13 protein-coding genes are annotated in these 13,946 nt (G+C 29.3%); 3 read left to right on the plus strand and 10 right to left on the minus strand.

The annotated features are described in order from the left end of the window. The first annotated feature begins 105 nt into the window (after window positions 1–105). Window positions 106–507, plus strand: coding sequence for a hypothetical protein (locus tag ACKVOD_RS06355; RefSeq protein WP_409208630.1), 402 nt, complete (start codon window positions 106–108; stop codon window positions 505–507). 37 nt (window positions 508–544) lie between these two features. Here the strand turns inward: ACKVOD_RS06355 and ACKVOD_RS06360 are convergent, their stop codons facing one another. From ACKVOD_RS06360 to ACKVOD_RS06405, 10 genes are all read right to left on the minus strand, one after another. Continuing rightward, window positions 545–2,650, minus strand: coding sequence for an ATP-binding protein (locus ACKVOD_RS06360; protein ID WP_409208631.1), 2,106 nt, complete (start codon window positions 2,648–2,650; stop codon window positions 545–547). A gap of 240 nt (window positions 2,651–2,890) precedes the next feature. Beyond that, on the minus strand, window positions 2,891–4,081 hold the full coding sequence (gene fabV / locus ACKVOD_RS06365; protein ID WP_409208632.1) for an enoyl-ACP reductase FabV: 1,191 nt from the start codon (window positions 4,079–4,081) through the stop codon (window positions 2,891–2,893). Between the two features lie 61 nt (window positions 4,082–4,142). Further along, entirely contained in the window at window positions 4,143–5,795 is a 1,653-nt protein-coding gene (gene recN, locus ACKVOD_RS06370) for a DNA repair protein RecN (protein WP_409208633.1), read from the minus strand. Window positions 5,796–5,838: 43 nt separating this feature from the next. Beyond that, the gene (locus ACKVOD_RS06375; protein WP_409208634.1) at window positions 5,839–6,723 is read right to left on the minus strand and encodes a DUF4835 family protein; all 885 of its coding nucleotides are present in this window, start codon (window positions 6,721–6,723) and stop codon (window positions 5,839–5,841) included. Then, complete coding sequence (gene coaBC, locus ACKVOD_RS06380) at window positions 6,716–7,930, minus strand: bifunctional phosphopantothenoylcysteine decarboxylase/phosphopantothenate--cysteine ligase CoaBC (protein ID WP_409208635.1); 1,215 nt, start codon at window positions 7,928–7,930, stop codon at window positions 6,716–6,718. The genes ACKVOD_RS06375 and coaBC overlap by 8 nt, the downstream gene beginning before the upstream one ends. A gap of 8 nt (window positions 7,931–7,938) precedes the next feature. Next, entirely contained in the window at window positions 7,939–8,256 is a 318-nt protein-coding gene (locus ACKVOD_RS06385; RefSeq protein WP_194312374.1) for a DNA-directed RNA polymerase subunit omega, read from the minus strand. Window positions 8,257–8,263: 7 nt separating this feature from the next. Then, entirely contained in the window at window positions 8,264–9,058 is a 795-nt protein-coding gene (locus tag ACKVOD_RS06390; protein WP_409208636.1) for an outer membrane protein assembly factor BamD, read from the minus strand. A 121-nt stretch (window positions 9,059–9,179) separates the two neighbouring features. Next, the gene (gene dapA, locus ACKVOD_RS06395; RefSeq protein ID WP_409208637.1) at window positions 9,180–10,067 is read right to left on the minus strand and encodes a 4-hydroxy-tetrahydrodipicolinate synthase; all 888 of its coding nucleotides are present in this window, start codon (window positions 10,065–10,067) and stop codon (window positions 9,180–9,182) included. A gap of 6 nt (window positions 10,068–10,073) precedes the next feature. Next, the gene (locus tag ACKVOD_RS06400; protein ID WP_409208638.1) at window positions 10,074–10,592 is read right to left on the minus strand and encodes a DUF6913 domain-containing protein; all 519 of its coding nucleotides are present in this window, start codon (window positions 10,590–10,592) and stop codon (window positions 10,074–10,076) included. 419 nt (window positions 10,593–11,011) lie between these two features. Further along, a complete protein-coding gene (locus ACKVOD_RS06405; protein ID WP_409208639.1) occupies window positions 11,012–12,094 on the minus strand; it encodes a formylglycine-generating enzyme family protein in 1,083 nt (360 codons plus the stop codon). 237 nt (window positions 12,095–12,331) lie between these two features. Between ACKVOD_RS06405 and ACKVOD_RS06410 the strand changes: the two genes are divergently transcribed. Beyond that, window positions 12,332–13,192, plus strand: a complete 861-nt coding sequence (locus tag ACKVOD_RS06410) for a neutral zinc metallopeptidase (protein ID WP_409208640.1) — start codon at window positions 12,332–12,334, stop codon at window positions 13,190–13,192. Between the two features lie 213 nt (window positions 13,193–13,405). Next, complete coding sequence (locus ACKVOD_RS06415) at window positions 13,406–13,912, plus strand: GNAT family N-acetyltransferase (protein ID WP_409208641.1); 507 nt, start codon at window positions 13,406–13,408, stop codon at window positions 13,910–13,912. Window positions 13,913–13,946 lie beyond the last annotated feature (34 nt).

Raw genomic sequence — 13,946 nt, forward strand, 5'->3', positions numbered from 1 at the left:
GATAAAAACTTAACATTGGAGTATCGATTTAATACCTATTTTTGTTGACAATTAGTTTACATTGATATAACTATAAATTTATAAAATGAATTATATATAAAAATTATGGAAAAGGAAAAAATCGAACTGGATGATAAAATAACACCTGAAGTAGCTGAAGAAGTTACAACACCTCAAACTAGAAAGCCTAGAACCCCTAGATTAAATAAAACAGAGGAAGAAGTTATTAAAAATCCTGATAATGAAGAAATTATTGAAGAACCAACCCTAGAGGATGCAACAATAAATTTTCTAGAAGTAAAATCAAAAAAAAGTAAAAAAATGAAAGACAAAGCTAAAGTACAAAAAGCTAATGCTAAAGAAAAAACTAAAGCTAAAGCTAAAAAAGCAAAGAAAGCTAAAAAAGAAAAAGCCAAAAAAGCTAAGGTAAAAGCTAAAGCTAAAGAGAAAAAAGCAAAAGCTAAATCAAAAAAAGCTAAGAAAATTAAAAAAAATAAAAAGAAATAGTAGTACCGGTCGGAAGAAATTCCGACCACTTTAAGATTTATTTTTTTTCTAAAACTTCGTCCATCATTTCAAATAGCTTCTCTCTATTGATAGGTTTTGTTAAATAACCATAAAATCCTGCTTTAAAAATATTTTCTTCATCTTCCATTGAGGAATAAGCTGTTTGAGCAATAACTGCTAGGGATGGTCTGATTTGTTTAATTTTTTCAAATGCTTCATAGCCATTCAAAATCGGCATTTTTATATCCATTAATACCAAATCAATGTTAGGATTATTTATACATATATCTATAGCTTCTTGACCATTTACAGCTCTAATTATTTCATAATTTCTTATTTGTATAATTTTATTAAATAAAATAAAATTTATATTATCATCTTCGGCAATTAATATAGTTACTTTATCAAATATTTTTGAAACACCTATTTCATTTATTGTTTTTACTTTAATCCTAGCATTTGTATTGTAAATTAAAGGAATTGTAATGGTAAATACTGACCCTTTATTAATCTTTGATTCTAATGAAATTTCGCCTCCCATCATTTCAACATAAGCTTTTGATATTGCTAATCCCAAGCCTAATCCACCAACTTTTATAGAGATGTCACTTTCTAAACGTTTAAATCGATCAAAGATATGTTTATGTTGGTATTCGTCTATACCTATACCTGTATCTTCAATTCTAAAAACAATTTTAGCATTTTTTTCATCTATTTCATATCCAAATGCTACAAACCCAATTTCAGTAAACTTAATAGCGTTATTTACTATATTAATTAATACCTGCTTTAATTTAATTTCATCAACTTGAATTAAATGTTTGGAAGGATTTTGAGTTTCAAAAATTCTAAAATCAATTTTTTTAGTTATAGGAATAGTTATTTTAATTGTCTCAAACAATTCACTTAAACAAGTATCTAAATTTAAAGTAGTAAAATTTGGAGTAATTTGATGTGATTCAATTTTTGACATTTCAATTAAATCATCAATAATTGAAACCAAATTTTTACCGCTACTTTCTATTATTTTTAAGTATTCTAGATTTTCTTCTTTACTCAATTTAGTATTGATCAATAAATCAGTAAAACCATTTATAGCATTCATGGGCGTTCTGATCTCATGCGATAAATTAGCTAAGAAAGACGACTTAAGCCTTTCCCCTTCTTCAGCTTTAATTTTAGCGTCTATTAATTCTTTCTTTTGATTGCTGTTTTCTTCAAAAAGTTTACCTATTCTTCTAAATTCACCTGTTGAATGTATTAATTCATAAATAGCTTTTGTATTACCCGTTTCTAATATTCTTGTTACTAATTCTAAAGGATGATATACCCATTTTCTGGTAAAAATTAAATTAATAATTAAATTTATTATAAAAGCGAGGATAATTAAATATAATATATTCAGCAAATTATCAAAGAAAACAGGGAATACTCTATTAAAAACCAGATTAGACACTATTTTACCATTATAATCAAGTAATGGTATTTGAGTAGTGATAAAACCCCTATTCTCTGTAAACTGTATTGTATTACTTACTAATTCAATGTTCGAATTTGAGACACTTTCAAGATTTTTAATAAAAGATTTTTCGATAAGCCTCCCAACGAAAAAATAACCAAACTCCTTTCCTATTTTTCTTTTAGCTATATCTGAAGGGAAAATTGAAGCTCCAAAAACTTCAATAATGCCTTCGGGAATGTTCATATAAAACTTAATTAAACCTTTTTTGTGGAGAACAGAAAACACTTGTTTTGGAATAATATCAATAGATTTAATTTTTGACGAACTTGTATGTATAACAAAATTTTTATTTATATCATAAGTCCCTAAATAATCAACATCATAAGTTTCTATTTCATTTGCAAGGTTATCTTCATACCAATTAGTGTTCTTTGATGATAAAAAATTTACAAATTCATCCCAATTAGTATCATTATAAATAGCAACTTCTATTGGTTTTGAATCTAAAAAAAATAATTTATTTATTTCTGTATGAAATAGTTCTTTATTAGTATTATAAACTTCAAGTTCTGCTTTTTTTGCATATCTATATAGTGAAAAATATAGTACAATAAAAAAAATACACGAAGAAAGAAACAAAAATAAAATTTTGGGATATGTACTTTTAATATGTTTCTTCATAGTAGTCTAATAAACAAATTTGTGTGTTTTTTTTTATAAATATAATTAAAAAATAAATTCTAATATCATTTCCTATTAATTAGTTTCAAATAAATTAGCTACAAGTATAAAAAACTTAGTGAGTATAATTTGATACAATTATGAATAGAAAAAAGTTGATGAAAAAATCCATTTCAAGAATTACATTCTCGAAATGGATTTTATAAATTAATTTAAAACTAAAATATTCTAAATTTTCCTTTAAGAAATACTTAATATTCCTGTCATTTCATTAGTATCTGCTAAATAATCAACCCCTTCAAATCCAAAACCAAAAAGATTTAGAAAATCTTGCTTATAACCTGACAAATCGCCAATTTCAGGTAAAGTATCCGTTGTGGCTTGCAACCATAACTTCGCTACTTTTTCTTGAACATCAGCCCTCATCTCCCAATCATCAATTCTAATCCTACCTTTTTCATCCGTTGGAATAGTAATATTATTGTATAATCTATCTTGGAATAATCGTTGAATTTGTTCAATACAACCTTCATGAATTTTTTCTTCTTTCATTACTTTATACAATAACGAAATATACAAAGGAATAACGGGAATTGCAGAACTTGCTTGAGTTACCAAGGCTTTATTTACAGAAACATAGGCTTTACCTTCAATCGCTTTTAAACTTTCAGTAATGGAAAAAGCAGTAGCTTCAAGATGATCTTTGGCACGGCCAATAGTTCCTTTTCGATATACGGCTTCTGTCAATGATGGGCCAATATAAGAATATGCAACAGTTTTTGCACCAGGAGAAAGAAGATTTTCAGCTTTCAAAGCATTTATCCACATAGCCCAATCTTCACCACCCATAACCGCAACTGTATTTTCAATATCATCGCCAGAGCAAGGAGCAATTGAAATTTCAGAAACATTTCCTGTATGAAAATCGACCGTTTTATTTGTAAAAACATCACCAATAGGCTTTAAAACTGAACGATGTAAAACACCTGTAACTGGATGTTGTCTTACTGGTGAAGCCAAACTATAAATCACCAAATCCACTTGTCCAAAATCAGCTTTTATTAAGTCTAGGGTTTGTTTTTTAATTTCGTTAGAAAAAGCGTCACCATTGACACTTTTAGCATATAATCCAGCTTTTTGAGCTTCTTGTTCAAAAGCAGCTGAATTATACCATCCTGGCGAAGCTGTTTTTCCTTCGGAAGGTGGTTTTTCAAAAAACACACCAATGGTTCCTGCATTTGAGCCAAAAGCGCTTGTAATTCTAGATGCTAATCCAAAACCTGTTGAAGCACCAATAACCAGTACTTTTTTGGCTCCATCAATAAGACCTTTAGATTGAACATATTCTATTTGATTTTTAACATTCTGCGCACATCCTTTTGGGTGAGAGGTCAAACAAATAAACCCCCTCATTCTTGGTTCTATAATCATAATTGGTTATTCTTTAATTTGAATTTAAATTGAATTTTAACGGCAAATATATAGTATTTCTTTAGTTCAACAAGGCTTTTGCATGATTTAAAGCCGAGTCAGAAACGATAGTTCCTGATAGCATTTGAGCTATTTCAATTATCCTTTCTTGGTCAGATAATATTTTTAATTCTGATTGAGTATCGTTACCAATAGTTGTTTTTGAAACTTTAAAATGCACTTTCCCTTTTGCAGCAATTTGAGGTAAATGAGTAATTGCAAAAATTTGCATTTGATGGCTCATGTTTTCCATGATTTCACCCATTTTTATGGCAATTTCACCTGAGACACCTGAATCAATTTCGTCGAAAATTAATGTAGGTAATTTTAAATACTGTGCTAAAATAGCTTTTACTGCCAGCATAATTCTAGACATTTCACCCCCTGAAGCTACTTTTTTAAGCAATCCAAAATCAGTTCCTTTATTAGCAGAAAATAAAAAATCAAGTTCATCTTTTCCATTTTCAAAAAAACTTGAAATAGCATTTACATTAATTTTAAAACGAACATTAGGCATTCCCAAAGTTTCTAAAATAGCAATTAATTTATGAGTTAAAACAGGAATAGATTCAACTCTTTTGGCATGAATCACTTCAGATAAGTTGTCTAATAGGATTATACTTTCTTGAATAGAGCCAGACAAAGTAACAATTTCTTCTTCAAGATTTCTAATCTCAAAAAGGGAGTTTTCTAACTTAGTTTGAATTGCTAATAAATCTTCAACTGAACTTACTTGATGTTTCTTTTGTAATGAATATATCAATTCTAATTTCCTACTGATTAATTCTAATTGTTCTGGATCGTTAATTAACTTTTCTGAACATCGATTCATCTCATCTGAAATATCATCAAATTCAATAATTAAACTTGTAATTCTTTCTAATAAAGAGGAATAATCATTTGAGAAAGAAGCTATTTTCTGTAATGATGCTTTGATTTCCTTTAAATTATTCAAAACTCCAATTTGTTCTTCATTAGCAATAGCTAATGATTTATCAAGTGATTCTTTTATTACTTCAACATTATTCAATTTTTCAAAGACGGCTTCGAGGGATTCTTGTTCTCCCGATTTTAATTGAGCTAAAACTAATTCATTCAATAAAAAATTATTGTATTCTTGCTCTTTAGTTGATTCGGCCTGCTTTATCTGAAGTGAATTTAATTTTGATTTGTATAATTTATAGTTTTTTAACACCAATTGATACTCTTGAATAGCAGCTTGATTATTGGCTAAAGCATCAATAATTTCAAATTGTACTTTTTCATCTGAAAGCTCTTGAGTTTGATGCTGGGAATGTATATCAATTAAATACAATCCTAATTCTTGTAATTCTTGAAGGTTTACTGGACTGTCATTTATAAAAGCTCTAGACTTTCCTGAAGGAAGAATCTCGCGACGAATTATAGTTTCATCTTCGTAATCAATATCGTTTGATCGAAAAAAAGATTTCAAATCGTATTTAGAAATATCAAAATAGGCTTCAATGACACATTTTTCTTCTTTATTTTTTAATGAAGTCAAATCAGCTCTTTTACCTAAAACTAAACCTAAGGCTCCTAAAATTATTGATTTTCCGGCTCCAGTTTCGCCTGTAATAATCGAAAAACCTTTTGAAAAATCAATTGCTAATTTTTCTATTAAAGCATAATTTTTTATCGACAGCGAAGTTATCATGAATTAAGTTTTCAAATGTAGAATTTAAATTTTGTATTAAAATCTAATACTTTATAGTAGACCATTTACTGGAATTCAAAGGCGAAATTTTACCAAGAGTGTCTACTAAATCAGTAATTGAAATACTAGGACCTCCTGAAAACAAGGAGACAATCTCGTCAGATTTGGAATCAAAAAACACCCTAGAAAGAAAAGAATTGGGTCTAGTAGCATTTAATTTAGACAAGTTTAATATTGATTTTTTAATTTTTTCTTTACCATCTTTCAAATCAATATTCATAACATCTAAACCTGTATGATAGTCAAATACTGTATTTCTAATTTCACTAAAAGTTGGAGATAATAAATCGTTGACTAAAAAATATCGACTTTGATTTCCATCGGATTGTCTCCAACCTTTAAATCCGGATTGTTGTGCTAAGTCTGAAATATTTTTTGCAGTTTCGAAATAAGTGTTTCCTGAATTTTTAACAAAACTATCTGCATCTAAGCCTAAAATTACATAGCAATAAAATGAAATTACCGAAGTTAAATTAGATTCAAAAGATGTTGGATTATAATTTAAAGCTTCATATTCAGTATATTTAAAATTAAAATCTTTGTCATTAAAATTAAATATTGGTGATGTGTATGTAGAATTATGAATTGGTCGAGCTGACTGAACTTGTATTGTAGCAACAAACTGATCTGAATTATAAGATGAAACCGTAATATACATAGAACAATTTATTTTCTCATTTTGCTTAAAAGCTAGAGTTGTCCATTGTGTTTTATTAACAAAATCTGTTAGGGAGGTTTCTAATGTTTTAAAAACAGTTAAGCTAGCATTTGACAACTGTTGAGCATCAACTTTTACTGTACATTTCAGTTCTTGTGCTTGTAAAAATCCAAAAAAAAGTGCAAAAAATAAACTTAAAATATTACGCATAGTGTTTTATTATTTTATTTAATATGTCTATCGAAACAGCTTCTTTTGATTTCAATTCCATCGGTTCAATATTGAAATTTTTATCAATAAAAGTAACTTTATTAGTTAGCTTCCCAAATCCAGCACCTTCATCCTTTAAAGAATTAAGAACTATCAAATCTAAGTTTTTTTTCTGAATTTTCAACTTTGCATTTTCAATTTCATTTTCAGTTTCTAAAGCAAAACCAATTAAATACTGATTTTTTTTATTTTCACCAAAATAAGCTAAAATATCTTTAGTTTTTTCTAGTTGAATAGTAAAATCATCAGAATCTTTTTTTATTTTTTGAACTGCAGGATTCTTTGGTCTATAGTCCGCAACCGCTGCAGAAGCTATGGCAACATCAATTTGATCAAAGTAGAGTTGACACGCATTAAACATATCAAGTGCAGAAACTACACGAATAATTTTTACTAAATGATTATCTAATTTAAAATGGGATGGGCCTGTAACCAAAATTACTGAAGCACCCATATTAGCTGCAGCATGAGCAATGTCAAAACCCATTTTGCCTGTTGAATGATTCCCTATAAAACGCACTGGATCTATTGATTCGTATGTTGGACCGGCAGTAATAAGTATTTTTATTCCTTTGAGAGGTAATTTACGCTCTAAATCAGCTTCTATAAACCTGAGTATATTTTCTGGTTCTGCCATTCTACCCTCTCCAGATAAACCACTTGCTAATTCGCCATTTTCAGCTGGAATTATAGTGTTACTAAACTCTTTAAGTTTTGAAAAAGTCTCTACTGTTGAGGGATGTTTGTACATGTCTAAATCCATAGCTGGAGCAAAATAGACCGGACACTTAGCCGATAAATAAGTAGCTATTAATAAGTTGTCACAAACACCATTTGCCATTTTTGACAATGTATTAGCTGTAGCAGGGGCAATAATCATTAAATCAGCCCACAAACCTAGTGCAACATGATTATTCCATTTTTCGTTTTCATTTTCTTTTTCTTTTTCATAAAAACTAGAATAAACTGGATTTTTTGACAATGTAGATAGCGTCAAGGGTGTTATAAAATCCTTAGAAGCAGGTGTCATTATCACTTGGACATGTGCACCTGCTTTTATAAAAAGTCTTACTAATGAAGCTGTTTTATAGGCTGCAATTCCACCGGAAATTCCCAGTAAAATCTTTTTCCCGTTTAAAACTGACATTACAGCTATTATTTAGTTCCTTCTCTGTGGTAGATTTTACCATCTAACCATTCTTGAACTGCCAAAGCGTGTGGTTTAGGTAATTTTTCGTAAAATTTTGAAACTTCAATTTGCTCTTTGTTTTCAAAAACTTCTTCAAGACTATCATTATAAGTAGCAAACTCTTCCAATTTTTCTGTCAACTCTTTTTTAATTTCTGAGTTTATTTGATTGGCTCTTTTTGCCATTATAGTAATAGCCTCATATACATTACCTGTAGGTTCTTCAATAATATTTTTATTGTAAGTAATTGTGTTTACAGGAGCATTAGTTTTTCTTAAATCCATGGCTTATTTATTTAGTGATATTTTGTAATTTATTGTCTATTTGAGCCAACATTTGACTCGATTTTTGTTTGTATTTAGTATCTGGCTTAAATTTTATTAAATTAGAATACGCTAATTTAGCAGTATTTAATCTATCTTCCATTTTTGACGGAACACTATTTATTGCTAATTGGAATGCTGAATCATATTTATAAAACATAGCATCTTCTTTAAATGGAGTTCCAGGATAATCAGCAATAAAACTATCAAAAGCAATTATCGCTGCTTTATAATCCATTATAATATTATACCCTTTTGCATTTTCAAAAACTTTTTTCTCCATTTTTTCATTCAACGATTTGAGTATTTTATTAGCTTCGGGAATTTTAGGAGAGTTTGGATAGTTATCTATAAAAGCTTGTAACTTATCAATTGCTTTAACTGTATTGGTTTGATCTAAACTATAAACTGGCGAAAGCATTGAAAAACACTTTGAGCCAATGAAAGCACTTTCTTCTAATTTTTCACTTTTTGGATAACCCGAAACAAAACTTTCGAATTGATAAGACGCTAGATAATATTGTTTAGTGTTATAATAAGACATTGAAAACATATAAAATAATTTCTCTGCCTGAGGTTTTCCTCTGTATGTTAGTGCTAGTTGTTCAAAAAGGCGAATAGCTTTTGAATATTCCCCAGCCTCATATAATTTTGTACTCATATCAAATTTAACACTAACATCTTCAGATTTTAATGCGTTTTGATACTCATTACATGAATAAAAAAGAACAACAATTAGGAATACAGAAACAATTTTTTTCATTTTTTTAACTTTTTTAATGATTTACTATAAAAAAAACACTTATTGTAAATCATTCCGAAGTTTCGGACGCAAATTTAGGCATTAATTTAGCTTAATCAAAATATATTTTTCTCTGTAAATTTTACACTAATTTACTCATTGAATTGACAAATTGATTAATTCTATTTGCTAACGATTCAGTGGCACTAAGTAAAGGTAAACGCATGTTGTTTTCTGCAATTCCCAAGGATTGAAAAACATGTTTAATTCCAGTAGGATTCCCTTGCTCAAAAATCATTTCAATACTGTCCGATAAAAGATAATGTATTTTAAAAGCTTCGTCAACTTTTCGATTTAATCCTAAACGAATCATTTCCGAAAATTCTTTTGGAAAACCCTGACCAATCACAGATATTACTCCCGAAGCTCCTGCCAAGACCATTGGTAATGCAATCATATCATCCCCGGAAAGAACCAAAAAGTCTTTTGGTTTATCTTTTAATAATTGAAGTGATTGAATCATATCCCCTGCCGCTTCTTTTATTGCAACTATATTTTTAAAATCATTAGCTAATCTTAATACTGTAGAGGGCTGCATATTTATACCTGTTCTACTTGGAACATTGTACAAAATTATTGGTAAAGAAGACGCTTCGGATATTGCTTTAAAATGTTGATATATACCCTCTTGCGTTGGTTTATTATAATATGGTGATATTGAAAGAATTGCTATATAATTAGACAAATCTGTAGATTTTAATTCTTCAACAACTTCTTTAGTGTTATTGCCTCCTAGTCCAAGAACTAAAGGTAATCTTCCGTTATTAGTTTCAACTATTATTTGAATTACTAACTTTTTTTCTATCTCAGTCAATGTAGCATTTTCAGCAGTTGTTCCCATTAAAACCAAATAGTCTACTCCTCCATCAATAGAAAAATTCACTATTCTTTGCAATGCTTCTGTATCGATAGATAAATCTTTTTTAAATGGGGTTACCAGCGCTACTCCTGTTCCTATTAATGATTGCATAATGTATTATATTTTGTTTAATATCTTTAAATATCGAAATAATTCGTGTGCAAAAACCGTATAATTTTCGGCGTTTGTATTTATCATTAAATGGTTTAATCTTTTATCTACTGTTGAAAAACCGACTTTAAAGTGAGCTTTTGAATTGCTTGTAACTTTAAGTAAAATTGCTTTTTCAATGTCATAATAATTAATTAATAAATCGAATTTTTCACTGATAAAATCATTTAATGTTAAATCAGAAATTTCAGCTCTCCAATTTATTTTTTTTGAACTAAAAGTATGCTCTAGAACATGCTCGTTTTTTTTTATTTTGTCCTTGTATAAAGCGAGTTTAATATTATTTTTTAAAATTCCATTATCAATTAATTCCTGAATAAGCTTATCCTTTTCAAAAAAATAGCTTTCATCAATTACCAAGCCGACAGATTGAATTGGAACTAATGAAGAACTATTCTCTACATTATGTAGATTCTTTTTTAAAATCCTTTTTAAAAAATAATCTTTGATATAATTTAAAAACATATTGAGACAATAGGTTGTAAAATTAATTAATTTACTTTCAGTTGAAGTAGCAAAATTAAAAAACTAAACTGGTGTTTTGAAACTTTTTGTTATATTCTTAACATTTTAAAAGTCGCATAGACAACAATTCTAGCTTCATTAAAATATATTTACACAAGTTACAGTTTTAAAAAATTAAAGAAATTCTATATAAAACAGGAATGAAATTACGTTTTTTTAATCCTTAGAATTAAAATAAAAAGAATCCTGTTTAAATAATTAAGTCGAAAAAAAAATGCTACTTTTTCTATATCAAGCCTCGAATGGTATACAAATCTATAAAAAACAATTCATAAACCAAGCTATAATATTAGGATAAATTAGATAAATGAATTGTTCCTATAATTCCCCTAAAGGTATCCTCTATTGTTATTGCAATTCTAATTTGCTACACATCTAAAACCAAGATGTTCCAATGAAGAATCAGGTGAGCTTTTCATTCTAGCCGAAACCCGATACCCACTACAATAGGATTCATTACATAAAAACGAACCGCCTCTCATAACTCTTTTTGCCACTAGCGGTTCATCAGGATCATAACTAATTAAAGGTCCTTTTGGGTCATGAGCAATTTCAACTTTTTTGAATTCATCGTAATACAAATTGTTATATTTATCAGCGCACCACTCCCAAACATTTCCTGCCATATCATACAAACCGTAGCTATTTGGCTCAAATGATTTTACAGGAGCCGCTCCATAAAAACCATCTGTAACCTCATTTTTATAGGGAAAAATTCCTTGCCAATAATTACAATTTAAGCTTCCTACATTTTCATTTCCCCATGAGTAAATATTTTTGTCTAAACCTGCTCTTGCTGCATATTCCCATTCAGCCTCTGTTGGCAATCGCTTTCCTGACCATTTACAATAAGCATTTGCATCATCCCAACTAATGTGAACTACTGGAAAATTTTCTTTTCCAACTATATCACTGTCAATTCCTTTTGGATGCCTCCAATTAGCACTATGGGTCCAACTCCACCACTGACTGTAATCTTGTAAACTCACTTCAGTTTCTGTTGGCACAAAAACTAAGGATGCTGCTTTTAATGTTTCAGCTTCAGGTTTTGGTGTATCAGGGGGTAATTGCTTTTTTAAATCATCCCAGTCAATATCTTTTTCGGCTGTGGTAACATAACCTGTTTCAGATACAAATTTTGTGAACTGTGCATTTGTAACTTCGGTAATATCCATAAAAAAACCCTCCAATTTCACAGCATGTTTTGGAAATTCATCCTGACGAGCTTGATTATTATCGCCTCCCATATCAAAAGTTCCACTAGGAATCCAAACCATACTTTGCGGATTTTTTATAGCTTGTTTTGCCTCTTGTTTATCAAAAGAAAATTTCGAACTAGGCTTTATATTAAATCTATTAGGAATAACTTTAATACAACATGATTTTACAGTTGGGGTTTTAACATTATTAGTATCCTTATTTATAGGTGATTTTATATTCATTTGATTTTTTTGGGCACTACAAATTAAGCTCAATAAAAAAAATGAAACTATAATAATATTTTTACACATTAATTACATTTTAAAAAAAGTTAATACTAAATACATAACACAAAAATAAGTATTGAATTGTCTATTTTATGTAAAAAAAAATAAAATTAATGATTATTATATTAGATGGTTAATTAATTTATAATTTCAAATCAAATTATTTATTAAATTACATCAAAACTATAGATTATGAAATGGTTGGGAAGAAGACAAAGTTATAATGTTGACGACAGAAGAGGAATGACAGGAAGTGGCAAAACGCTTCTTGGCGGTGGATTTTTAGGAATAATTATTCTACTATTAAACACTTTTGGTGGAGAAAATGCACAAATGCTTACCCCGATTCTAGAACAATTCAAACAGCAGCAAACTACACAAACCGAAGCCAGAGCCTTAACTCCAGAAGAAATAAAAGAAGGCGAATTTGTAAAAACACTATTGGCTGATAACGAAGACATTTGGACAAAAATCTTTGAGGAAAACAACCTCACTTTCGAAGCTCCAAAGCTAGTTTTGTTTAGCAGTCAAGTGCAAACGGCTTGTGGTGGAGCAAGTTCTGCTTCAGGGCCTTTTTATTGTCCCGGAGATAAAGTTATTTATATGGATATGAGTTTCTTTGAAGAACTGAGAACACGATTTGGTGCCGAAGGTGGCGATTTTGCAGTTGCCTATGTTTTGGCCCACGAATTCGGGCATCATATTCAAACTATTTTAGGAACTTCTTCAAAAATGCGCGAACAACAAGAAGGAAAAAGCGAAGCTGAAGCCAATAAATTATCTGTTGCTCTAGAATTACAAGCTGATTTCTATGCCGGACTTTGGACACATTACAACGAAAATCAAAACGCAATGTTAGAACCAGGAGACATCGAAGAAGCTTTAAGTGCTGCAAATGCTGTGGGTGACGATGCCATTCAGAAAAAAATGCAAGGGCAAGTTGTTCCCGATTCCTTTACTCACGGAACATCCGAGCAAAGAATGTATTGGTTTAATCGCGGTTTTAAAACAGGTGATATTCGAAAAGGAGATACTTTTGCGGAGATAGAATAGTAAATATATCCCGTTAGGTGTAATTTAATTTATATTTTTTTAAACACATAGAATCATAGTTTTTTATTGGTTTTTTAAGACGTTTCACTTTTTGATAGTGAATCATAGCTTTGTGAAACCAAAAATTGGTCTATCAAACTCTTTTTACTATGTTTCTATGTGTTAAAATTTATATATTTCGTTTTCTATAAATTCAAAAATTAAAATTAAAAGATGAATAATACCTTTAGAAAAGCCAAAATCACTGATGTTTCTGAAATATGGGTTATTTTACAACAAGCTATAAAAAGAAGAAAAAATGAAGGTAGTGATCAATGGCAAGATGGTTATCCAAATCTAGAAGTTGTAAAAAATGATATTAAAAATAGTTATGGATACGTTCTTACTGAAGCAAAAACCATTATTGGTTATTGTGCAATTTTAATCAATGACGAACCCGAATATTTAAACATTGAAGGAAAGTGGTTAACTAATGCTGATTTTGTTATTGTTCATAGAATAGCAATTTCTGAAAGTCATATTGGAAAAGGATTGTCCAAAACTATTATAGAAAATATCGAAGATTTAGCCCGAAACATCAACATTCATAGTATAAAAGTAGACACCAACTATGATAATTTTGCAATGATGAAAATTTTTGATAAATGTGGTTTTTCTTTTTGTGGAATAGTTCATTTCAGAGGAAGTCCAAGACGAGCTTACGAGAAAGTGCTTGAATAATCTCTATTTGTGAATCAAAATCTACCAATCAAAA

This window comes from Flavobacterium sp., from assembly GCF_046155325.1.
Classification (GTDB): domain Bacteria; phylum Bacteroidota; class Bacteroidia; order Flavobacteriales; family Flavobacteriaceae; genus Flavobacterium.

Coding starts and splice junctions, on each gene's coding strand:
- coaBC (WP_409208635.1), bottom strand. CDS start 7,930: ATGTCAGTTTTAAACGGGAAAAAGATTTTACTGGGAATTTCCGGTGGA.
- dapA (WP_409208637.1), bottom strand. CDS start 10,067: ATGCAATCATTAATAGGAACAGGAGTAGCGCTGGTAACCCCATTTAAA.
- ACKVOD_RS06360 (WP_409208631.1), bottom strand. CDS start 2,650: ATGAAGAAACATATTAAAAGTACATATCCCAAAATTTTATTTTTGTTT.
- ACKVOD_RS06385 (WP_194312374.1), bottom strand. CDS start 8,256: ATGGATTTAAGAAAAACTAATGCTCCTGTAAACACAATTACTTACAAT.
- ACKVOD_RS06390 (WP_409208636.1), bottom strand. CDS start 9,058: ATGAAAAAAATTGTTTCTGTATTCCTAATTGTTGTTCTTTTTTATTCA.
- ACKVOD_RS06375 (WP_409208634.1), bottom strand. CDS start 6,723: ATGCGTAATATTTTAAGTTTATTTTTTGCACTTTTTTTTGGATTTTTA.
- ACKVOD_RS06405 (WP_409208639.1), bottom strand. CDS start 12,094: ATGAATATAAAATCACCTATAAATAAGGATACTAATAATGTTAAAACC.
- ACKVOD_RS06415 (WP_409208641.1), top strand. CDS start 13,406: ATGAATAATACCTTTAGAAAAGCCAAAATCACTGATGTTTCTGAAATA.
- ACKVOD_RS06355 (WP_409208630.1), top strand. CDS start 106: ATGGAAAAGGAAAAAATCGAACTGGATGATAAAATAACACCTGAAGTA.
- ACKVOD_RS06400 (WP_409208638.1), bottom strand. CDS start 10,592: ATGTTTTTAAATTATATCAAAGATTATTTTTTAAAAAGGATTTTAAAA.
- fabV (WP_409208632.1), bottom strand. CDS start 4,081: ATGATTATAGAACCAAGAATGAGGGGGTTTATTTGTTTGACCTCTCAC.
- recN (WP_409208633.1), bottom strand. CDS start 5,795: ATGATAACTTCGCTGTCGATAAAAAATTATGCTTTAATAGAAAAATTA.
- ACKVOD_RS06410 (WP_409208640.1), top strand. CDS start 12,332: ATGAAATGGTTGGGAAGAAGACAAAGTTATAATGTTGACGACAGAAGA.